Source organism: Verrucomicrobiaceae bacterium, assembly GCA_016713035.1.
Lineage (GTDB): Bacteria > Verrucomicrobiota > Verrucomicrobiia > Verrucomicrobiales > Verrucomicrobiaceae > Prosthecobacter.
This window is the reverse complement of sequence record JADJPW010000002.1, coordinates 778,479-800,422: the sequence shown is the minus strand read 5'-3', so window position 1 is coordinate 800,422 and position 21,944 is coordinate 778,479. Positions and strand designations below refer to the sequence as shown.

General features: G+C 57.2%; 20 protein-coding genes and 1 pseudogene. 13 read left to right on the top strand and 8 right to left on the bottom strand.

Annotation, left to right across the window (positions count from 1 at the left end; translation table 11 throughout):
• Nucleotides 1–16: 16 nt before the first annotated feature.
• From IPK32_10340 to IPK32_10320, 5 genes are all read right to left on the bottom strand, one after another.
• Nucleotides 17–568, bottom strand: a complete 552-nt coding sequence (locus IPK32_10340; GenBank protein MBK8092349.1) for a hypothetical protein — start codon at nt 566–568, stop codon at nt 17–19.
• 20 nt (nt 569–588) lie between these two features.
• Nucleotides 589–1,152: a hypothetical protein gene (locus tag IPK32_10335; protein MBK8092348.1), complete on the bottom strand. Its 564-nt coding sequence runs from the start codon at nt 1,150–1,152 to the stop codon at nt 589–591.
• Between the two features lie 28 nt (nt 1,153–1,180).
• Nucleotides 1,181–1,939, bottom strand: a complete 759-nt coding sequence (locus tag IPK32_10330) for a hypothetical protein (GenBank protein MBK8092347.1) — start codon at nt 1,937–1,939, stop codon at nt 1,181–1,183.
• Between the two features lie 97 nt (nt 1,940–2,036).
• Nucleotides 2,037–3,101 carry a Flp pilus assembly complex ATPase component TadA gene (gene tadA / locus IPK32_10325; protein ID MBK8092346.1) on the bottom strand — a complete coding sequence of 355 codons (1,065 nt, stop codon included), beginning with the start codon at nt 3,099–3,101 and terminating at the stop codon, nt 2,037–2,039.
• 10 nt (nt 3,102–3,111) lie between these two features.
• Nucleotides 3,112–4,620 (bottom strand): choice-of-anchor K domain-containing protein, encoded by a 1,509-nt coding sequence (locus tag IPK32_10320; protein ID MBK8092345.1) that lies wholly within the window; start codon nt 4,618–4,620, stop codon nt 3,112–3,114.
• 291 nt (nt 4,621–4,911) lie between these two features.
• Here IPK32_10320 and IPK32_10315 point away from each other — a divergent pair, with 291 nt between their 5' ends.
• Nucleotides 4,912–6,885, top strand: a complete 1,974-nt coding sequence (locus IPK32_10315) for a hypothetical protein (protein ID MBK8092344.1) — start codon at nt 4,912–4,914, stop codon at nt 6,883–6,885.
• 23 nt (nt 6,886–6,908) lie between these two features.
• On the opposite strand, the gene IPK32_10310 is transcribed toward IPK32_10315, so the two are convergent.
• Nucleotides 6,909–7,937 (bottom strand): ThuA domain-containing protein, encoded by a 1,029-nt coding sequence (locus tag IPK32_10310; GenBank protein MBK8092343.1) that lies wholly within the window; start codon nt 7,935–7,937, stop codon nt 6,909–6,911.
• Nucleotides 7,938–7,981: 44 nt separating this feature from the next.
• Between IPK32_10310 and IPK32_10305 the strand changes: the two genes are divergently transcribed.
• Entirely contained in the window at nt 7,982–8,833 is an 852-nt protein-coding gene (locus tag IPK32_10305) for a sugar phosphate isomerase/epimerase (protein ID MBK8092342.1), read from the top strand.
• A 16-nt stretch (nt 8,834–8,849) separates the two neighbouring features.
• Here IPK32_10305 and IPK32_10300 read toward each other — a convergent pair whose 3' ends face one another.
• Nucleotides 8,850–9,455, bottom strand: coding sequence for a hypothetical protein (locus IPK32_10300; protein ID MBK8092341.1), 606 nt, complete (start codon nt 9,453–9,455; stop codon nt 8,850–8,852).
• 189 nt (nt 9,456–9,644) lie between these two features.
• Between IPK32_10300 and IPK32_10295 the strand changes: the two genes are divergently transcribed.
• The 6 genes from IPK32_10295 (at nt 9,645) to IPK32_10270 (ending at nt 14,401) form a co-directional block, all read left to right on the top strand.
• Nucleotides 9,645–9,965 (top strand): hypothetical protein, encoded by a 321-nt coding sequence (locus tag IPK32_10295; GenBank protein ID MBK8092340.1) that lies wholly within the window; start codon nt 9,645–9,647, stop codon nt 9,963–9,965.
• A gap of 101 nt (nt 9,966–10,066) precedes the next feature.
• Nucleotides 10,067–10,570, top strand: a complete 504-nt coding sequence (locus tag IPK32_10290; GenBank protein ID MBK8092339.1) for a GtrA family protein — start codon at nt 10,067–10,069, stop codon at nt 10,568–10,570.
• A gap of 6 nt (nt 10,571–10,576) precedes the next feature.
• On the top strand, nt 10,577–11,032 hold the full coding sequence (locus IPK32_10285) for a tRNA (cytidine(34)-2'-O)-methyltransferase (GenBank protein ID MBK8092338.1): 456 nt from the start codon (nt 10,577–10,579) through the stop codon (nt 11,030–11,032).
• Between the two features lie 69 nt (nt 11,033–11,101).
• Nucleotides 11,102–11,464, top strand: a complete 363-nt coding sequence (locus IPK32_10280; GenBank protein MBK8092337.1) for a glutaredoxin — start codon at nt 11,102–11,104, stop codon at nt 11,462–11,464.
• A gap of 42 nt (nt 11,465–11,506) precedes the next feature.
• A complete protein-coding gene (locus IPK32_10275) occupies nt 11,507–12,142 on the top strand; it encodes a DUF2959 domain-containing protein (GenBank protein ID MBK8092336.1) in 636 nt (211 codons plus the stop codon).
• Nucleotides 12,143–12,652: 510 nt separating this feature from the next.
• Entirely contained in the window at nt 12,653–14,401 is a 1,749-nt protein-coding gene (locus IPK32_10270) for a choice-of-anchor D domain-containing protein (protein MBK8092335.1), read from the top strand.
• A 145-nt stretch (nt 14,402–14,546) separates the two neighbouring features.
• On the opposite strand, the gene IPK32_10265 is transcribed toward IPK32_10270, so the two are convergent.
• Nucleotides 14,547–15,008, bottom strand: a complete 462-nt coding sequence (locus IPK32_10265) for a hypothetical protein (protein ID MBK8092334.1) — start codon at nt 15,006–15,008, stop codon at nt 14,547–14,549.
• Nucleotides 15,009–15,118: 110 nt separating this feature from the next.
• On the opposite strand from IPK32_10265, the pseudogene IPK32_10260 reads away from it, so the two are divergent.
• The 5 genes and pseudogenes from IPK32_10260 to IPK32_10240 all read left to right on the top strand — a co-directional run bounded on the left by IPK32_10260 (nt 15,119) and on the right by IPK32_10240 (nt 21,943).
• Nucleotides 15,119–16,872 (top strand): annotated as a pseudogene (locus tag IPK32_10260) (sulfatase-like hydrolase/transferase).
• Between the two features lie 98 nt (nt 16,873–16,970).
• The gene (locus IPK32_10255; protein ID MBK8092333.1) at nt 16,971–18,080 is read left to right on the top strand and encodes a glycosyltransferase family 4 protein; all 1,110 of its coding nucleotides are present in this window, start codon (nt 16,971–16,973) and stop codon (nt 18,078–18,080) included.
• A gap of 95 nt (nt 18,081–18,175) precedes the next feature.
• On the top strand, nt 18,176–18,757 hold the full coding sequence (locus IPK32_10250) for a methyltransferase domain-containing protein (protein MBK8092332.1): 582 nt from the start codon (nt 18,176–18,178) through the stop codon (nt 18,755–18,757).
• A 1,239-nt stretch (nt 18,758–19,996) separates the two neighbouring features.
• On the top strand, nt 19,997–20,848 hold the full coding sequence (locus IPK32_10245; GenBank protein MBK8092331.1) for an ABC transporter ATP-binding protein: 852 nt from the start codon (nt 19,997–19,999) through the stop codon (nt 20,846–20,848).
• Nucleotides 20,849–21,211: 363 nt separating this feature from the next.
• Nucleotides 21,212–21,943 carry a hypothetical protein gene (locus IPK32_10240; GenBank protein MBK8092330.1) on the top strand — a complete coding sequence of 244 codons (732 nt, stop codon included), beginning with the start codon at nt 21,212–21,214 and terminating at the stop codon, nt 21,941–21,943.
• Nucleotide 21,944: the final 1 nt, after the last annotated feature.

The window sequence follows — 21,944 nt, the reverse complement described above, 5'->3', positions numbered from 1 at the left end:
GTTCTGTGGGCTGGAGTCAGGACTTGGTGACAGAGGCGAGGTCGAAGAGCGGAGTCTCGAAGGAGACCTCCATTTTAAGTTGGCGGATATTGCCACCACCCGAGACACGGAGGACGCGCACACGCGTGAGCGGTAGGCGGCGCTCGATCTCTCCGAGCCAGTTCCACACCTTCGCGTATTCTTCTTCGACTTCGATGGTGTGCATGACGGTTTTCGGCAGGCCTTTTAAGTTGGTGTTTCGTAGTTCAGAGCGTCCAGAGCGCTTCAGCACACCGCTCTCACGGATGCTCAAGTCCACGATTTGATCCACTTCCGTCTGGGTCTGGCTTTTGCTCAACTGGGATTGCCATGCCTTGTGAAAGCCACGCAGCTCCTCGGTCTCTACTTTCACACGCGTGGCCATGATCTCGGCGGTGGTCCGTTCCGTATCAGCGTTACGAGCAGCCTCTTGGGCACTCTCTGCCTCGTCACGCATGATGCGCACTTTCCCGTGCACGATCTGGGAAACGTACACGATCATGCCGATGAAGATCAGCAGAACGAGGCAGGCAATTTGCTTGGGATTCATGGGGTAAGAAAAGGAACGGTTTACTGATTTGAGCGAACGAGGGTGGACTTGTAATCGACCGTGTCGCCGCCCTCCTGGAGCTTGGAGATTTGGGGAGAATAGCTGCGGTATTGGAGCTGACCGAGAGCAGCCTCGATGGCGGAGATTTCCGAGGAGGAGTTATCGCTAGTGAGGCGTAGAGTGAGCGAGATGTTCGATGGAACCTCTTCACTGCGAGTCAGGGAGAGTTCTCCGAGGCGAGTATCCTGCTTTACTGCACGGGCTAAACGGACTGCGATGGGCTGCATGTTTCTTGCCCCTTCCATCCAGCGTGCGACGACTTCGCCCTTCGCGGCATCTACTTCCAGCCCATCAAGCTCGGACTTAAATGCGTCACGCTCGGACTCAGTGACTTTTCTTTGCTGATCTGCCTCCATTTTCTCCCTCTGAGCCCGCTTGTAGGTAAAATAATCCATCGTCATCATGTAAAGACCACCGATGAGGGCGATGTAGAACATGATCGGTATGAACCGGAATGAATGTGGCAGACGACGCGCAGCATCCGTGCGCGGTGTCTTGAAATCGTGGCAGAGATAATCGCTCATGGTTGGAGAATGAGTTCTGGTTCAGGTTTTAATGCTCGCCGATGACCTTCCACAGCAGGTCATCCTGCGTGAGGTCCACACAGCCGACCTTTTCGAGGTGGGGCATCATTTCGGAGCGGAATTTCCCATCCTGGCCATCGCCGAGGAAGTAGATGGGGCTGCCCTGTGGCACTTTGGAGAGCAGTGGGCTGATGATCTGGAGAGATGTCTCCACCGCCTCTGGCCCCAGGCCGCTGCGGCATCGGATGTCCTTCCACTGACCCTCCTGCTGCACGAGGACGGCAATGGAGCCCTCACACGCGGCGATGAGGAGGAAGTTCGATGGTGTGCCTCCATCTGCTGATTTGGAGATACTGAGCACCGCATGCTCGATGAGGGAAAATAATCCGCAGCAAACGCGGCCAGGCTTCAACTGGATTGCCTTAAGTTGGTCCTCGGTGACCTTCACCATCGACTCCTCCACAGCGAGCAGCAGGCTGGCAGTCGTTTCTGGGTGATGACACACGGCGTAACGCTTTCCGCGATCATATTTAGGCCCCAGCACAGCACGGGGATTCGTGCGCAAGAGCGAGACACTATTGTCACCACGCATGAGGTTGTTTTCCAAGCTAATGATGAAGCGGTGATTGACCGAAACGACACACCAGCCGGCCTCCGTAAGCCCGCGCCAGTCTTCACCTCGCTGCTGCACCACATCCGCGAATTCGCCGTCCATCGCTCCACCTTCGTCGAATTTGCCTTTTTTGCCAAGACCACGCCAGCTCGTCTGATTGCGGCTGATGTTCATGAGTATGGATTTTCGCCCCTCGAAGCGTTTGCCCCAAGCAACGGTAGAATCGTCCGCGTCTGCCTTGAACGCGGAGAAATTGAGGACGTTTTTGATTTCAGCTAGTAGCATAAATGGAAGTGAGTTGTTCTTTGGAAAGGAAGTCGTACACCTCATGCTCGGTGTAACCGGTCTTGCGTGCCTGCGCGGGCTTCCAGCCATCAGCCATGCGCATATTCAGACACCGCTCGAAACTCTGCATCCCACGTGTGAATCCGGCTTCGAGCTCTTGATCGAGGTTTTTAAACTCCCCACGGCGAATCATTCCGCAGACGGAGTCATAAGGCAGCAACAACTCGTGAATGGGGAAGCGCTTGCCCCGCTGCTCATCAAAAAGCAGGCGCTGACAAAGAATGCCACGAATGGAGTCTGCGAAGGAGAGCATGGCGTTTTCCATGCGGTCGGAAGGGATGAGCTTCAGGTAGCGCTGCACGGTCTGAGCAGCGGAGGAGGTGTGTAGAGTGGCGACGACGACGTGGCCCGTCTCAGCGGCCTGGAGTGCGATTTCCGCCGTTTCACCATCTCGGATCTCACCCACGAGGATGACGTCTGGTGCCTGACGGAGAGCGGCGCGGAGTGATTTATTGAAGTCCAACTCATCAGAGCCGATTTCTCGCTGCGAGACCAGCGATGGGATGCCGGATGGATAGACGAACTCGATGGGGTCTTCAAAGGTGAGCACATGCTCCTGGCGGCGCTTGGCACGCTCTAGGATCATGGAGGCAATGGTGGTCGATTTTCCAGAACCCGTGGCTCCACAGACGAGAAAGAGGCCATTTTTAGCTTCCAGGAAGGCTTTAATCGCTGGTGGTGGCACCATGAGCTTGCTGATCTCTGGGATATTTTCTGGCAACAAACGCAGCACCCAGCGCGGACGCCCACGCGTGACCATACGATTCACACGATACCTGCGGGAGCCGAGCTGGAGTGCGTAGTCCACGCAGCCAGGGGTGAACTCAAGCGGTCGCTCTGGCTGATAAACAAAGGAGTCAAAGAAGAGCTTACCATTGCGCTTATATGTCAGCGCCTCCCAGGGAGTGACATAGAAGTCACTCACTCCGGAGTCCTTCGAGAGATGGAGCATCCGGTAGCCGAGTTGACTGCGTTCGTGAATATCTTCCATGAGAGGAGCGTTAGTTGATGATGGGTGTGCTTTTGAAGCGTGCGCGGATTTCAGCGCGGGCAGTGGAGCCCTCAAAGATGAGGAACTGGTTCCCCTGCACGACTCCCGCACCAGGATCGAGCGTGGCCCAGGTGAGCTCCAGCGTGTACTTCACCCCATCGATGGTCACAGAGGCGTCAGTAGTGGCATTGCGGAACTCCACGATGTCTGCACTGGCGAGTCGGTCACTGCTGTTATCCGTGCTAACGAGCCCCAAATTGATATGTGCGACCACTGACTGCGCGAGCGGAGCCGAGAGATTCAACTGTGTGGTCAGCGTCACACCAGCGGCCTCACTGTCATAAAAAGTGGTACCATTAAGCATGCTCATGGAGCCAAATTTAAACCATTTATTCGGCTCGATGGCGCTGAAGTCACTCCGCGTGAAGGACAGGACGTTTTGAACGCCTGCATCCAAGAACTCCCCATTACCTAGATCGAGTCGGGTGTTCCCATGGCGGAATGTGGAGGTGGGATCTCCATTCTCTGCGGCTGGTGCGATCATGTTGGAGCCCCCAGTAGGATTCCCCCAGCTAGTGGTGCCACCACCTGCGAAATTCTGCACAAGGCGGTAATAGCGTTGCTCAGTCTGGGCACTGCTCACCCATAGAGAGGAGTCGAGCGTTTCGTTTTTTGCCCGGATGAGCTGCCCAGAGGCAAAAGGTCCAAAAGTGCCTCCACTGCTAAAATCAGTCCATCCTGATCCTGTATCGACGATGAGCTTCGAAACGGCGGCAGTGGCTCCATTGCTGGTGATCGTCACAGATGAGGGGAACTCGGAGTATTTAAATACGGCCCCAGCAGGTGTTATCAAAGGTACCGGCAACACCGAAGGCGGCGTACCACCGCTGCCACTGCCGCTACCGCCACTACCTGTGCTCGTAGTAGGCCCTGTCGTGGGTGCTGACTCTTCGGGATTGAATCCACTCGCAGGATTTGTCCCAGAGGTATCAAAGCTCGTTGGCTCCACGGCAGTCGGAGCTGGTGAGGTGCCTGCGCCTGTCCAAACCCACCCTTGATTGGTGCCATTGTACTTTATTCCCATGCTACGGCGGGGCTCTGTGCCGTAGTTTTTGGCCGCGAGTGATTCTTCCAGGTAGAATTCATTGATGGCCGATCCACTGGATGCCTGGGTGAGTGCGAATCGCTTTTTCGTCGAGTCCCAATAGGCCCGCACCTGCCTGTTATCCTGCAATGTGGAGCTCATGCGCACACTCATGCGTGGGTCCAGCAAGCGGCCAGAGGCACTGCCAGTGTGTTGGCGGCTATCTGCTTGGGTGCGCGTCCTCTTTAATTTATCGAGCACCGCTTGGGCGTTGGTGACTCCTGTCAGGTCGCCACCATCAGCGAGATAGATGCCCACCATTTGATTTAGAGTGGAGACATCTGACTCTATTTTGGCGCGGTGGATGGCGCTGGTATCATCATACATATATCCGACTAGGACTCCCGCGAGCACCCCGATGACGGCGATCATCATCAGCAACTCAACCAGCGAAAAAGCAGGAGAGCAGCCATGTGACTTCCCGCCTTTTATTTTACTGGTAATGGATTTTTGAATCATCTCACAACAATTAAATATCCAAAGACTGCCAATTTCAATCTAATAATTATTAAATTAATACATACTACTCCAAATTGATTCGGTTGAATTACATTTTGTCACATCTTCCATATATTGTATCAATGAAGTAATTTTTGTAAATTTTAGTTGTTCTTACTTTCTACCTTTTGTATAATTTCAATAATCATGCACCTTCTGCACTTTCCCATGCCTCTCCGCGCTGCCGCACTGTCCTTTTTAGGCATTGCTGTCCTGAGCAGCTCTCTTCGCGGGGAAGTCTCCTCTTTAGAGAGTAGTCTGCGCCTCATGGCCCCTCAGTATGAGGAAGAGGCCCAACGTCTCCGAGAGGCTCCCCCACAGAAGTACGACTTTTCCAAAGCGATGCTCAGTGATGTTCTGCGCTTCCTCGCCACTGACGCGGGCATTTCCTTCTTTTCTCTGCCAGACGACAACCCAGAGGGCAGCAAATTGATCACTTTCTCCATCGAAGCGAGCCCATTCCGCGTGTTGGAGACTCTCTGCAAAGCGAACACCCTCGCCATCCTACCGGACAACGGCATCTGGTACATTCGCCCAGCTGATGACCGCGAGCTCATCGGCAAATCCTACAACATCCGCCACAATGCCATGGAGATGGTGGAGTATAATAGCGCCGCCGGCTTTACCGCCAACAATGGAGCCAGTGGCGGAGCCCAAAGTGCCGCCATCACTGCTCCCAGTGCCAGCAAGACATTTACCGTCGGTCGCAGCCTGATCATCAACTCTGTGCGCGAACTCCTGGGACTCCCACCAGAGACGGTCGGGCCAAATGGCGCTGCTATATCTCCGACGATGACCGCTCAGGGAAGCACCGCCAAAGGAGGTGCCACAGCAGGCAATGGCATGGACAAACCCAAAGTGATCTGGATGTCCGACACCAATACCCTCTTTGTCGTCGCCACCCGCATGCAGCATGTCTGGATCGAGGGCTATCTGGCTGTGGCGGATAAACCCCAGCCGCTCATCGCTATCGAAGTCAAATTTGTCGAAACCTCCAAAGATCCCCGACGTGAATTTGGCATCGACTGGACCGGCACGCTGGAGTCTGGCACCTTCCGCGAGGTCGAGGATGTCACCGTCGATCCCACCACTGGCATGGCCACGGTCGAGACAAACAAGGTCCCCACCTCCGGTGGCTATCGTGCAGACCTCGCCCCATTACTCGGTAGAGTCGCTCTGAATGCGGCGGATGGCGGTGCGAGTTGGATGACCTCGGTGCTCTCTGCGCAGGATCTCAATGTGAAGCTCCGTGCCATCATGCGTGATGAGCAGACCAATACCACCTCCTACCCGCGCATGGTCACTCTCAACAACCGCGAGGTCGCCATCCGCAGCGTGGTCAATCAGCCTGTGCTCGGTGGCTCCTCCACCAGCGTGGGCACGGGGGCCTCTGTTGCAGCTTCCCAGATCACCTACCTGCCCATCGGCACGGTCTTGAACATCCTGCCCAAGAAAATGGATGCCGATAAAATCCTCCTCAATGTCGATGTCACCGTCTCCAACATCATCGGCGAAACCGTCATCGACCTCAATCCTTACCCCATCGCCTCCTCCCGTGTGTACAATGCACCTGTCGAGCTCGAATCGGGCTACACCGTAGCAGTCGGCGGGATGGATGAGGCGCGTGAGCGTGAAGGTGAAGCCGGCGTGCCCTTCCTCCAGCGCATCCCTGGTCTTAAGTGGCTCTTTAGCTATCGCAACCGCAGCAAAAACCACAAGAATCTCATGCTCTTCATCACCCCCACGCTCATCAATGCGCGTGACGGCGGCCTTCCGAGTGAGCCACAGTCCATCGTCCCCCAGCGCCCGAATCACCTCCTGCCCAGCAAGCCCCGCGTGGACTATCACACTGGCGCACTCGCTGGTGGTGTCGCAGATCTTCAAAACGCCGCCGCCTTCGTCTCCCGCGAGGCCGACAAGCTCGAAAACACCATCTTTGAAGCTCGCATCACCGACGACACCAGCGCCAAAGTCCGTGAGCTCAAAATCGCCACGGATCAGCTCATCGTCCAATGCCAACAGCTCAAAGTGGCGCAGCCAGATAGCTTCGCTGTCATTGACCAACATGAACTGGTGCTGCGTGGTGTCTTACAGCGCCTCAGCAAAATGACCCGCACTCTCTGGACGAAGAAATACTTCTGATTGGTGGTGCCCACAGAGCATTCTTACCTCGACGCCACACGTTCAAACACGCGTGGCGTCTTTATTTGTGCGGACTTCGGTTTTGGCTGTGGTTTGGGGTCCAAATTCGCCTTCAGTTCCTCTGGTGAGAGCTTCGATTCGACACCGCTTGCGGGCACCGCAGACTTTGTCACCCAAACCAGGGCATTGAGCACCACTTTGCGCACCTGATCATTGCCCCAGTTCTCATGAAAATGACCGCCCGTGAAGCCAAAGCCACGACCACCATCCTGGCGCTCCACGGTCCACATCATCGTTTCCCCCTGCCCTTTCTCTGCCTGAATATGCGGATACGGCCCCTTCGGATACACATAGGGGCCGTCACGCGTCGCGTCAGTCGGAGACGCAGTCAAAATGGGAGCGAAAACCTCAGCTCCCTCCTTGGCGGGAGCGATCCCATCGCCAAAAGCGGGCCGAAAGCGCATCTGGAAGTACCACTCGTCTTTCGTCGCAAAGGGCTGCACACCCCGCGTCACTTCGTGCTGCGGCAGGCTCGTATAATTGGCCTCCCAGATCGGATTGCATGAAAATGAATTCTCGTAATGCCCGCCCAGCCACGCTTGGAACTCCTTCCCCGCCTGGTCTGGAACCACCTCCACGCCGTAGTGCATGCAGCCAAGACCAACCCCCTTCGCCATGAGGCCCCGCAGCGTCTCCAGATGCCCCTCCACCACCGCCGGATGCTTCCCACCGCCATCTGCATAAATCACCACTGCATCCGCATCGGCGAAGGTCTTTTCATCTTTCACCCAGCCCATCTCATGTCGGTCCACCACTAGGTTTGGCACACTTTGCAGGCACTTCTCCAGCAGGATCGTCCCTGCACGGAATTCATGCATCCCAGGCGGATGAGATGGCTTGCCAGCGATCAGCACCAGCTTGTGCTTTCCATCCGGCGTGATGGCTTGCGATGAGGTGGCGGCTACAAAAGCGGCAAAGGAGCAGAATAGGAGGGTTTTCATGGCAGGTGCAGCATGCATCCCGACTCCACGCCCCAAATCAAGCGCCCTCATACTCGGAAAACTCCACCCACAGCTAGCGTTCACCACCCCACCGTATGAATCGCCGCTCACTCCTCCTCACTGCCGCCAGCGTCGCGGCGGCCATTCCAGCCCCAAAAGCCCGTGCGGGCCTTTTTTCCGGAAAAATCCGCAAATCACTCAAATGGAGCATGGCTGAAAAAGCGGCCAAAGGCATGACTTTGACCGATGCCTTCAAAAAACTACGTGAATGCGGCTTTGAAGGCGTTGAGCCCAGTTTGCTCTTTAAACATGTGACCTTAGAAAATGCCGCCGAATGGGCCACGGCCAGCCGTGACAGCGGCCTCATCATCGACGGCACCGTCGGAGGCCGTGCAGAGAGCCTAGAGGCCGGGATCGACATCACCAAGAAGCTCGGTGGAGACTCCATGCTCGTCGTCCTCGCTTACCCACTCGATCAACCGATCACCAAGACCTGGCGTGAATCCCTCGCTCGCATGAAGCAGGCCGCCCCCTACGCGGAAAAGATGGGCATCAAAATGCTCATCGAAAATGTCTGGAACACCTTCCTCATCAGCGCCTACGACATGGCCCGCTTCATTGATGAAGTCGGTAGCACGCATGTCGGCGTGCATCTCGACATCGGTAATCAAATGCGCTGGGGCATCGCAGAGCACTGGGTGGAAGTCCTGGGCAAGCGCAGCCTCAAGCTCGATGTCAAAGAATACGATCTCGATAAGGCCATGTCCGAAGGCATGCGCAAAGGATTCGACAAACCTCTCGGCGAAGGCAGCATCAACTGGCCCGCCGTGCGTGCCGAGCTCGCCAAAATCTCATTCACCGGCTGGGCTGCAGCCGAGGTGAAGGCCGGAGATTGGAGCTACCTCGCCGATGTAGCGAGGCGCATGGATCAAGTGCTCGACCTCTAGGAGGCGGCCAAGGGGCTTATTTGTCGCCCTTTTTAGCTTCACTGCCTGCCAGCGGCGTGATGACCGGGCGGTCCTTCATTTCGGGAGAGATCAGCCAGGACTTCGAGTTCTTCGGATTTGGCACAAAAGAGATCAGGAAGAGCTCATCAATACGATCCACCAGCGTCTCCTGGGATGTACGCACCGTGACATGGACATAGTTTTTGGCCGACTCACTGCACACGCCCAGAATGCTGACCTTCAGCGTCTCCTTCTTCCGCTTCACCGTCTCCGGCGCGATCTTCAGGCGTGCCTGCCACGCCGCACGGTCTGCGGTGTAAAACTCCTGAGGGGTGAGCTTTTCAAGATCACGGTAATCCTTCACGTTGTAGCCTTGGAGCAGCGCAGCCTCCTCGGTCATCGTCGGAGCATTCTGGATGATGGACACCGTCTCACGCTGGCGGCGCTCGAGCGTCTCTGGCAGCAGCATCGACGCGGCGGTCTTCCAGTCCTGCTCCACCACGGCGGTGAGGTATTTTTTCACCATCTCTGCACAGGGATGATCGAGTGGCAGCACTTCCGCGCGGAGCGCTGCGGAGGATAAAAGTAGAACGGCGGCGAGGAGAGCGGGAACGCGGAGCATGGGGTGGGGGGAGCGGCGGGATCAGCCGCGTGCTGTGTTTATGCGCCGTGTCAGCAGGCGTCAAATGGAGAAAAGAAGCCTCACTTGCTGAAAAAAACCTCTTTCTGTATGAACAAAGACTGCCTAGCTTCCGACGAAGCAAGGGTGCCACAAAGGCCCCCGACATCCCACACTCCATCCTATACGACCATGAAAAAGATCATCCTTATTCTCGTCTCCTCCCTCTCCATCGTCTCCTGCGCATCGGGACCTAACGCACAAACGGGTGCCGTTATGGGCGGCCTCGGTGGCGCTGCCGTAGGCGGCATCATCGGCTCCCAGAGCGGACGCGGCCTCGAAGGAGCTGCCATCGGCGGTGCCATCGGTGCTCTCGGCGGCAATGCCCTCGGCAACTCTCGCGACCAGCAAAACAATGGCGGCTACTACGACCGCAGCCGCACCTACCCGCAGCAGCAGCAAAACAACCAGCAGGGCTACTACGACCGCTACGGCAACTACCACGCCTATTGATGAACTGCGGCAAATCAGCCGCTCTTCACTCGCCCATATTTGAGCCTGTCCCGCGAAGACTTCGTTGGACAGGCTTTTTTGTTTCCGTATTTGCCTAGCACATGACACAGACACTTGCAGATGCGCGGCGCTTCCTATCTGAGAATAACTGGCGCACCATCCTCGCCCGCATTCATGCACGCGACACACATCCGATCATCCAGTTCCTCAAATACGGCATCTGCGGCGTCGGGGCACTCCTCGTCCATCAGCTCATCTGCGCTCTCGTAGCCACTTGGTTCTTCCCAGTGCTCGGCGCAGACCTCGGCCGTGACACACGAGCCTGGAATCTCTTCTACTGCAACGCCATCGCCTTCATCTTCGGCAACTCCTTCGCCTACTGGTCGAATGTGCGCTGGGTCTTCATGCCTGGCCGCCATCATCAAATCCTGGAGTTCATCTACTTCACACTCATCGGCCTCGCCGCCTTCGCCGCAGGCATCCTGGCAGGGCCTTACATGATCCACCTTTTTGACCTCCATCCACTCATTGCCCAGTTGCTTCTCATCATCGTCAGCGTGCTCGTGAATTTCATCTGCCGGAAGCTCTTCGTCTTCCAACACTGATCCGCCATGCTCCATATCGTGCTCTTTCAGCCAGAGATCCCGCACAACACGGGTGCCATCGGCCGACTTTGCCTCGCCACTCAGACCCGGCTACACCTCATCCGCCCGCTAGGCTTCACCTTGGATGACAAACACCTCCGCCGTGCCGGCCTCGACTACTGGCAAGACGTCGAAGTATGCCAATGGGAGAGCTGGCAAGACCTGCGAGACGCAGCAGGCCCCGAAGCCCCCTTTTTCTTCATCGAGTGTGACGGCCCACAGCCCTACTGGGCCGCCGACCTCACCGCGCAGGAAGTTTACCTCGTCTTTGGCCCAGAAACACGCGGCATCCCGCCCAGCATCCTCCAATCCGGCCCCCACCTCCACATCCCCATGCCCGGCGGCACCCGCAGCCTCAATCTAGCCACCGCAGCCGCCATCGTCATGTATGAGGCACTGCGCCAGCGCAGCAGCCGCGTGTGAGAGCACCGTTTGCATTCACCACACAGCCCGTTAATCTCGCCCCACAACCAACACACCCCTCCAAAAACCATGTCAGCCCCCCAAATCACCGCCTACGTCAAAACCTACTGTGGCTGGAGCGAAGGCGTCCGCGCCATCTTCCGCAAATACGGCCTCAGCTACGAAGAAAAAGACATCATCAAAAACCCAGCCTTTCGCTGGGAAATGGAGCAAAAAAGCGGCCAACCCCTCTCCCCCTGCGTCGAGATCAATGGCACCATGCTCCCAGACATCAGCGGAGCAGAAGTCGAGTCCTGGATGATCCAAAACGGCCTCATCACCCCCTCCGAAGCAGAAGCAGATGCCCCCACCAACTCCTCCTGCACAGACGCCCAACACGCCGCCATGGCCGCAGGCATCCTCCCCGGTGCCAGCGTCAAATTCGTCGCCTAACTGACCGCCGCTCCTCCTTTTCCAAAATCACCCTCCCAGCCCATGAAACTGCGCCCCATCCTCGCTCTTTCCCTCCTCGCCCTCACTGCCTGCAACACCGTTTACTACGCCGCCTGGGAAAAACTCGGCTGGGAAAAGCGTGACCTCCTCGTCAGTGCCGTCAAAGCCGCCCGTGGCGAGCAAAAAGACGCCGGTGAGGAATTCCAGGACGCCATGACTCAGCTCAAAAAGCTCAGCGGCTTCCACGGTGGCAACCTCGAAAACGCCTACAACAAATTCAAAACCGAATACGACGACTGCGAGGCCCAAGCCCAACGAGTCCGCGAGGAAGTGCGCGAGGTCGATCAAGTCGCCCGCGACCTCTTCCGCGAGTGGGAGCGTGAAACACGCGAATACCAAAACGCCTCCCTCGCCAGCGACAGCCGCCGCCGCCTCGAAGACACCCGCTACCGCTTTGACCAGCTCTCCGACACCCTCCACGCCGCCGAATCCAGCATGGAGCCCGTCCTACGCCAATTCCGCGATCAAGTGCTCTACCTGAAGCACAACCTCAACGCCGCCGCCATCGGCAGCCTACGCGGCACCGCCGACAACATCCAAGCCAATATCCAGCGCCTCCTCGAGCAAATGAACCACTCCATCGCTGAGGCCGACCGCTTCATCGCCACGATGAAATAGCTCTCTCAAAGCCTCACGAGGGCCACTCGCCCCCATAGCCACACACAAATCAGATAACGAAAGATGCCTTATCCATCCTGGCATCACCCAAGGCTACACTGCGCCTATTTTTGTCCAAAAATGCAGGTGGGCACGAAGAAGCCCCCCAATAGTCCGATTCTCAAAATGAATATTTGAAAGGAAAGACAAGCGCGGCAGCCTCAGTGGCAAGGAAAGAGGGTGGGGGCATTGAACCAATAGCTTACGAGCGAATGACGCCGCCAATGAGATTGCCCCGCCGCCGGGAATCGGACAGACTTCACTAGAAACGGTCTAACCTTACCCGGCGACCAAAACAACCCGGTCAGCGGATTATACCCTCACTAACACGCTAATTCGCCTTCCTCACACTCCGCGTGCATCTGCCTCGCTTTTTCCTTAATCACGACCTCCCACTCTGCTCTCACCTTATCGTGACCTCCTGATTGCTTTTTTCTCGACAGAAAAAGCGGAAACTCTTAGGATTTCCTCATGTATGCAGTGCCACCAAAGTATTCGATCACGAGCCTTCCGTCTTTGAAAGGGTTTATGCCTTTCTTGGCCCTGCTCTCAATCTGCATGGACGCAATACGCTTGGAGGCGACTGAGACTATTTATTTGGAGAGTGGAGATTACCTCGTTGTTGACCCCAGTTATGACTTACCCGGTCCCACGACCATAGCTGATGTCGGGGCTGTGTTTTACCACGAAGGGGGGACAGGAGCTCTGCTCGGTACGCTGAATGGCAGCACGGCCAATGATCAAGTGGGCAGTGGTGGCATTACCTTGTTTGGCAGCGGGGCTTCAGCGGGCTTTGTAGTACGAAGCCCTCAATGGGACAATGGAACCGCCACGGATGCGGGAGCGGTGACGATGGGCGGAAATCCCGGCTACTTCGGCCCATTTGGAGGCGTCGTTTCTGCCACGAACTCGCTGGTAGGCTCCTCGGCCAATGATCAAGTGGGCAGTGGTGGCATTACCTTGTTTGGCAGCGGGGCTTCAGCGGGCTTTGTGGTACGTAGTCCTCAATGGGACAATGGAACCGCTACGGATGCGGGGGCGGTGACGATGGGCGGAAATCCCGGCTACTTCGGCCCATTTGGAGGCGTCGTTTCTGCCACGAACTCGCTGGTAGGCTCCTCGGCCAATGATCAAGTGGGCAGTGGTGGGGTTACTCTTATTAGTGATGGAGGTTTGGAAGGTTTTTTGGTTCATAGCCCAATGTGGGACCATCGAACGGCTACGAATGCGGGAGCAGTAACGATGGGCGGCTTCCCTGGGTATTTCGCTCCATTTGGAGGCGTCGTTTCTGCGACGAATTCCATAGTGGGTTCACACTCGAATGATCAAATTGGAAGCGGTGGCCTTGCGCTACAAGGCAGTCCGTCGGCCATCCACCTGCTAAGTCCAAATTGGTGCTACGGGGCTGGCGCAGCAACACCGGTTCAATTGCCGCCGCTGCCGTGGTCTGGGGTCGTGTCTGCGGCCAACTCGATCGTCGGGGCAGAGAATGCCGAACCCGAAATTGCACTTTTCCAAGCGCCATTGATTGAGCTCGCCAGCGGTGGCATCCTTGATTTTGGCGGCGTGGCAGAAAGCACCACTTTAAGTATCTCTTTGGTCATCAAAAACAACGGCACCGATGATCTGCTTCTAACCGGAACGCCCAGAGTGGTTTTGAGTGGCGCCGATGCTGCACTGTTTAGTATCGGGACGCAGCCGCCAGCCCTGATCGTGGCAGGTGACTCCGCCACTGTAACCGTGGACTTCACACCCAATAGCAGCGGCCAAAAAGCAGCGCAGCTCACCATTTCAAACAATGACGGAAACGAGAATCCTTATTCCATCAACCTCAGCGGCATCATGTTGTTACCGATCGCCAACTGGCGGCAGGCATACTTCGCCAGTTCCGCAAACAGCGGCCCCGGCGCAGATGATGCAGACTTTGATCACGATGGCATACCAAATCTGTTGGAGTACTCCTTCGGATTGAACCCGACTCAAAATACAGCCGGGCAGCTCCCCCAACCTGCCCTAAGTAGCGGCAATTTCGGTGTAAGTTTCAACCATCCGGCACAAGTTAACGGCATCACCTATGGTGCTGAATGGAGCACATCCTTGTCACCTTCAAGCTGGCAGCCAGTAACCGATACGGGAGTCCCACCACAACACATCTTCAGTGTTCCTGTGGCAGGCAACGCAAGAATGTTCATGCGGCTAAAGGTTTCGCCGGCACCTTGATGCGTTCGCGGGGAGCAGGAGTAAAAGGTTAGTTAGAGGCCTCACAACTGTCATGGATGAGTGGTGGACCATCTTTCTTCGCCCAACTCCGCTGAAGCACCTTTCATCTCGTAAACGAGGACGCAGACCAGCCAGTGGCAACCATTCACCAGCCGATGAGCCGCGTGATGGCGGCGCGGAGGGCGGTTTCGAGTATGGCGGCTTCGGAGTGGGTGACGGGGATGGTGACTTTTTTCAGGCTTTTGGAGGCAGACTCCTGGCGTGACATGCTCATGAAAAATGGGGCTTTCTGCGGATCGTCGCGGAAGGTGAGCTCGAAGGCGCTGTTGGCTTTTTCGGACTGGTGAAAGAGCTTCGCCTGCTCTTGGCGGCCTTGTAGGGTGGCTAGGACGCTGCCGAGGTCGCTGAGGCCCCATTTCATGGTGATTTTCTGTTCCCAGTCGAACTGCTTCTCGCCGCTCTGCGTGGCGGCATCGACGAAAACGGCTCCTTTGCTGCGATTGAACTCAAAACGGATCACTCCGCCGTTTCCACGGCCATTGGGTTTGTAGATGGCGTATTCGGCGTTGGGCTTCGACGGGGTGGTGGAGGCTGTTTTTGCGGTCATAGCGGTGCAGATGCTAAAACAACTGCCCCGAGCCGGTAAAGACCCTTTTTTGAGCCCAGCGGTGCTCTTTGACGAAATGCAGGTCTGCACGGCTCGTTTCCCCCGGCGCTATGCATTTCATCTCGGCGGCGTTTTTTTCTCTCTTCCTATGTTTTTCGCTCTCGGCGGCAGAGAAGCCGAATGTCATCCTTTTCTACTCGGATGATCACGGTCATAGCGATCTGGGTATCTACGGTGTGATGAAGGATATTCAGACGCCCCATCTGGATGCGCTGGCACGCAGTGGCGTAGTGGCGACGCATGGTTACAGCACGGCTCCGCAGTGTGTGCCGTCACGCGGCGGAGTGATGACAGGGCGGTTTCAGGGCAGGTTCGATTTGGATAACAACGGCTCCTCTCTGGATGGCTTCAATAAGGAGACGACCATCGCCACGCGGTTGCAAAATGCGGGCTACGTCACGGCGCAGTTTGGCAAATGGCATCTCGGCCCTACGGATTCGATCACGAAGCATGGGTTCAGGCATGTGTTCTCGCAGAATGCGCAGCGGCCTTTTTCGGCAAATATCACGCTGGATGGCAGAGATCGTCCGATGAGTGATCTGGCCCCGACGGCTTACCATCTGGATGGTTGCTCCCAGGCCGCCGCAGCGGTCATCGAGCGCTACAAAGACCAGCCGTTCTTTTTGTATGTGGCCTACCGAGCACCGCATACGCCGCTGGATGCTCCAGCGAGCTACATGGAGCGCTTTCCCGGTGAGATGCCGAATCGGCGGCGGGCTGCGCTGGCGATGCTCTCAGCCATCGACGATGGTGTGGGGCTAATCACTCAGACTCTGGCGAAACACGGCCTCACGGAGAAGACGCTCATTTTCTTCATCGGTGACAATGGTGCTCCGCTGAAGATCCACCGCGTCGATTCGCCGCTGCAGGGAGATGCAGGGGGCTGGGACGGCAGCCTGAACACGCCGCTCAATGGTGAAAAAGGCATGCTGGCAGAGGGTGGTATGTCCACGCCGTTTCTGATCGCGTGGCCGGGTAAAATCCCAGGCGGGCAGGTTTATGAGCACCCGATCAGTGCTCTCGATTTTGCGGCGACAGTTTGTGAAGCTGCGGCGATCCGTGAGCGGAGCGGTCTGGATGGGGTGAATCTGCTGCCGCATCTCACCGGCGAGAACAAAGCGCCACCGCATGATGCCCTCTACTGGCGCTGGATGGCCCAGAGCGCGGTGAGGGAGGGAAACTGGAAACTCCTGCGCGGTGGTGAGCGCGAGTACCTCTATGACCTCAGCACAGACCGCGAGGAGAAGCACAACCTCGCGGCAAAACATCCTGAGATCGCTACGCGGCTCCGCACACGGCTGAAAACATGGGCCGATGGGCTCAATCCACCGGGCATGGCTCTCGACCCGATGGCTCCGGTGTGGAATGACTACTTCGATCATTACCTCGAAGGCAAAACCATCGCTGCGAGCAGCGAAGCGCCACGCAAAGGTGAAAAACCATCCACTGGATCGCACGCAATGGCACGCTGACTGAGAAAGACGGCATCTGGACGCTGACGGCTGAAAAGGCAGCCAAAGGCACCTTCATCACCCGCTCTGGCCTCAAGCTCCGCGGTCCCGTGGCGGCGAAAATCGTGCTCAAGACTGCGGCGGCAGGCCCAGCGAGCGTGATTTGGCGCATGGATGGTGAAAAGGACTTCCTACCGGCGAATCGAATCCCATTTCAGATCACCGCTAAGGACGATTGGCAGACGCATGAGATCACGATCCCCGCGACCGGCCGCATCATCCATGTGCGAGTCCACTTGCCCGCTGGCGGCGCAGAGCTGCGTGAGCCGGTCTTACGCTCCAGTGCTCACTGAGAGCGGTGCTATGGGATTGCTTTTCGGTGTTTGGAGTTGCAAGGAGCGCTGCCTTTCACTTCAAGATCGTAGTCACCGGAAGCCTCCCTCTTACTCCCATGCGCCTCGCACTCATTCGCCGCAGTTTTTCCGCCACAGGCGGAGCAGAGCTGTATTTGCAGCGTTTGCTGGCAGGTCTGGTGGCGGATGGCAATGAGGTGCATCTCTTTGCCGAGCAATGGGAAGGTCAGGCTGAAGGAGTGGAGTTTCATGCGATCGCCAGCGCTGGACCGCGTGCGGAGCGAGCGGCACGCTTTGCGCTGGCGGTGCAGGATGCGGTGCGGGCAGAGGACTATGATTGCGTGCTCAGCCTAGAGCGCACGCTGCGGCAGGACGTGTATCGTGCCGGGGATGGACTGCACCGTGTGTGGCTGGAGCGGCGGCGGCAGTTTGCACCGTGGTGGCGGCGGCCCTTCATCGGACGTGGGCAGTTCCATCAGCGTATGATGCTGCTGGAGGAGCGTGTCTTTGATCCAGCGAACACGGGCCGCGTCATCGTGAATTCGGAGATGGTGCGTGGCGAGATCGCGCGGCACTTTCCAGCTTTCCCGGCAGATCGGGTGCATCTGGTGCGCAATGGCGTGGAGATGCGGCGATTTCAAAAGGTGGATCGTGCGGCGGCGCGGCGGCGCTTCGGACTAGCAGAGCAGGATTTCGTGCTCGCCTTTGTCGGCAGCGGATGGGAGCGCAAAGGGCTACCGTGGCTGCTGCAATACATGGCCACTCAAAAGGCCGATCCCACGCTGAAGCTGCTCGCCATCACACGCGACCGCGTGCGCGGGATGAAGCCACCGAATGTCATCCTCCCTGGCCCATTGCGTGAGGTGGAGCAGGCGTATGCAGCGGCAGATTTGCTCGTTTTTCTGCCTATTTATGAGCCCTGCTCGAATGTGGTCAGTGAAGCACTCGCCTCTGGCATCCCGGTCATCACCTCGGTGCAAAATGGAGCCAGTGAGCTGATCACTCCTGGACTCAATGGCCATGTGCTGGACGATCCGCGTGATCTGGCCACGCTGCATGCGCACATCACGAGCTGGCGGCAAACGGGCCGCTGCTGGGTGGGCGCGGATGCGCCACTGGACATCGACCTGAATGTGCAGGGAACCCTCCGCGTGCTCGAAATGGCCGCTGCCGAGCGAAGAGCCGGCCTCTGGCCGATCAGAGGATGAAGCCACGCCTTGGGCATTGATAACATCCCGCGTGGTGTCAGGATGACGCACTCTGTCGTATTCTGTTTCCCCCCCCCTTCCCGCTCTCGCCACTCATGTCCGCACGCTCCTTTCTCCGCGAATCCTGCCGCAACTGGAAGACCGTGGGCGCGGTGGCTCCATCCAGCCAGAACCTGGCAGATCTGATGATGAAAAGCTGTGCCATCCGCGATGCACGGAAAATCTTGGAGCTAGGACCCGGCACGGGAGCTTTCACCCAGGCCATCTCGGAGTTCATGTCTGCCGATGCACGTTATCTGGGGCTGGAGGTGAATGAAGCCTTTGTGCAGCAGCTCCGCACACGGTTTCCGGCCATGCGCTTCGAGCACGCTGGGGCGCAGGAGTTCGATCTAGGTGCGGCGGAGTTCGCAGGCGGCTTCGATGCCGTCATCAGTGGTCTGCCCTGGGCGGCTTTCCCAGAGGGACTACAACGTGCCATCCTGGGCAATGTGCTGCCGCACCTCGCTCCGAACGGCTTGTTTGTCACCTTCGCTTACTACGGCTTTCATCAATTGCCTGCGGGTCGTCATTTTCGTGAGTTGCTGGAGAGTCTGCTGCCAGATGTGCATATGACTGAGATCGTATGGGGGAATGTGCCGCCCGCGTTTGTCTATGTGGGGAGAAAACAGAGTGCGTGATCCATGATTTCTGAGCTCACACCACCACCGCCGCGCTGGTTGCCGCCGCTCATCGTGGGCGGTAGTCTGCTGGTAGCCGTAGTGATGGCCATCACTGCGGGAAAAGGTGCCTCAGAGGTGTGGGCAGCGGCGTGGGGACTGTGGACCGTAGATGGCCTCTTTGCTCGCTGCATGCACAGCGGAGTGATTTTGCTCGTAGCACTCGCTTTGGCCACCAGCACGGGTTTTTGCCTGCAACTAGCCTTTGGTCAGCGAGGACGGCTTTTTCTCGAAGCTGGCGGCGCCGTGCTAGCGCTATTTCCCATCACAGCACTGACATGGGGGCTAGTGAATGCATGGATCGTGCAGCGCGGGCTTCCTATCGAGACCCTCATGCCACTGGAGCTCCCGCGTGGTGATCCTGATAGCTCCATCTGGCTAGGACGGCTGCTCTGGAAATATCTAGCTCCCGCGCTCATGCTGACCGTGCCGCTACTGGGTGCCGTATGCATGACCACCCGCCTCCCACTGCGCACACGTGTGCTCGCCCTGTGCATGCAGGCCCCTGCTTGGCTCATCATCATCGAAGATGTGCTGCATTTCATGGGCTGGGGTGGCTGGATGGCCCAGAGCATCCGTGCGGGCGATGCACTCGCCGCCGCTGCGGGAGTGAGTGCCAGTGGATGGCTCCTCGCCGCCATACTGCTGATACTGGGGCTCATACCGACCCGGGCGAAAAACTCCGTCCCCCACTTCGGCACCCTGAGCTGGCTACCCTGGCCGCTGTGGGTGCTCTGTGCAGGAGCGTGCGGGCTTTCACAGACAACATCCTGGGTGCTGATGTGGCTGGTGCTCTTTGGCATGAGCTGGCCTTATTGGCTAGCAGACCTTCGCGGCCTACACTCCACTCGGCATGCCATGCACATCGCCGCGTGGAGCCTAGAGGTGATGTCGATGCTGCTCATCTGGGTGGTGGCCGTGGCCTCCGTCCATCCGCAGCCACTCAATGGTGCCGTCATGCGTGTCTTTCGCCCACTGGTGGTGACGACCCATGAGCAGGCTGCATCTACCCTCCTTCATCCAGAGTCCGCCCTGCGACTGGGCGGGCTCCTGCTCGCTGTAGCGCTCGTTTTGCATGCTGGCAGCCGCTTCCTACGTCACTGGCAGCCCACAGCCCAGAAAAGCCCTCCCCGACACCGACACCAGAGAGTCAGAAAGCCTGACGTCTTCCTCATCATTCCCCGCCTCACCCCAAACGTCATGTCCACACCACTGCTCACTGTACGCGACTTGAAGATCGCCTTTCGGCGTCAGGACGCCGAGCCCACCCTGGCCGTGAAAGGCATCGACCTAGAGCTCATGCACGGCGAGTCCCTCGCCCTCGTCGGCGAGAGCGGCAGCGGCAAAAGCGCCACCGCACTCGCCCTCGCACGCCTTTTGCCAGAGCCACCTGCTCAAATCAGCGCCATCGAGCTGAACCTCGCCGGACACGAAATCTTGAGCCTCCCACCGAAGGAGCTGCGCAAAGTGCGTGGCAAAGAAATCGCCTACATCTTTCAGGAGCCCACCACCTCGCTCAATCCCGTGCTCACCATCCGCACCCAGATCGGCGAGTCCCTCGCCCTGCATCGGCCGGATGTCTCCAAAGCCGACCGTGATGCCGAGATCGTGCACTGGCTGACCAAAGTGGGCATCACCCAGCCGGAGAAGCGGCTCCACGCCTATGCGCATGAGCTCAGTGGCGGCATGCAGCAGCGGGTCATGATCGCCATGGCACTCTGCTGCCGCCCGAAGCTCCTCATCGCCGACGAGCCCACCACCGCACTCGACGTCACCATCCAAAAGCAAATCATGGACCTCCTCGCCGATCTGCGGCGTGAGCTCGGCATGAGCATCATCCTCATCACGCATAACCTCAGCATCATCCGCTCCGTCGCCGACCGCGTCGCAGTCATGTTCCGTGGTCAAATCGTCGAAACCGGCAGCGCCGATGCCGTCCTGAAAAATCCCCAGCACCCCTACACGCGAGCGCTCGTGAACTGCATCCCCAAAATGGGCCCCAAGCAGCCCCGACTCCAAGCCATCGACTACGAGCTGCTGAAATCAGCGTGATGTGGATGCTCGACAGTGTTGGTCATTCAGGACTGCACCTAGCGACTAATCAAACCTTCCAACTGAGGCCACCAGCACGCCTTACACAGACTAGGCGAACTGAAAACCAAGGCCAAAGCCATCCAGCGATCGAGTGTTATCCAGCATTCGTTTGTTGGGCGTTAGGAATTGGCTCTGCAAGGAGTTCAGTAAAAGAAAAGCGCCTTACAATTCAAAGACGAATCAAGCCCTAAAGGGCTAATAAAGATCAGAAAAATGTAATACAAGTCAGATCCACCGCTCTCACTTCATGACTAGGTCTGAGTTGTATGCACACGGCAAATAAACTTGGGTATCCGTACGTGTTTCACATATTGGGTGCCTATGAAAACACCTCGCCTCATCCAATTTATAACGATCATTGGCTTACTAGCCATCTCCTCGATCTCGAACGCACAGCTTGTTTTCAACGGCAGTGTAGCCGAATGGAACTTTAGTGGTAATGGCAGTTCCAGCTTACTCCCTACAACGGTACATCCTTGCATTACCGCAGATGCGGCACTCCCATATATTCTCAATTATAGTTGGTCCACGAGAGATTCGCTGACCGGTGGGCCATCTGGTGCGAATTGTTTCTCCAATTGGAATAGCGGTGATTATGTGGGCTTCACGATGCATGTTAACTCTGCCACATATCTCAGTCTGAGCGCCATCCAATTCTCTCTCGGAAATTATGGTAACATCGCAGACCCGACTTCCTTCTTTGTACAAACTTTCGTCGATGGATCGCTAGTAGGGACTTCAGCAAACTACACGATTCAATCCATCGATACGGGCTCTGGAGCTACCCTCCCCTGGAATCCCAGCACCTATTATACCTTCAACATGGGAGCTTTGGGCCTCACGAGTGGTCCTGTCTCAAACTTTGTCGATAGAGAATACTCCTTTCACATTGTTGCCACTGGAGCCAGCGGCTCAAATGGAAGGATCGCCTTAGATCATTTCAACATCAATGCCATTGGTGTATGTGTACCCGAGCCTGGTTCAGCACTGTTGCTGTTCGCCTCCTGCGCCCCCTGCCTTCTACGCCGCAGCCGTGGATCAAAGACTGCTTGAG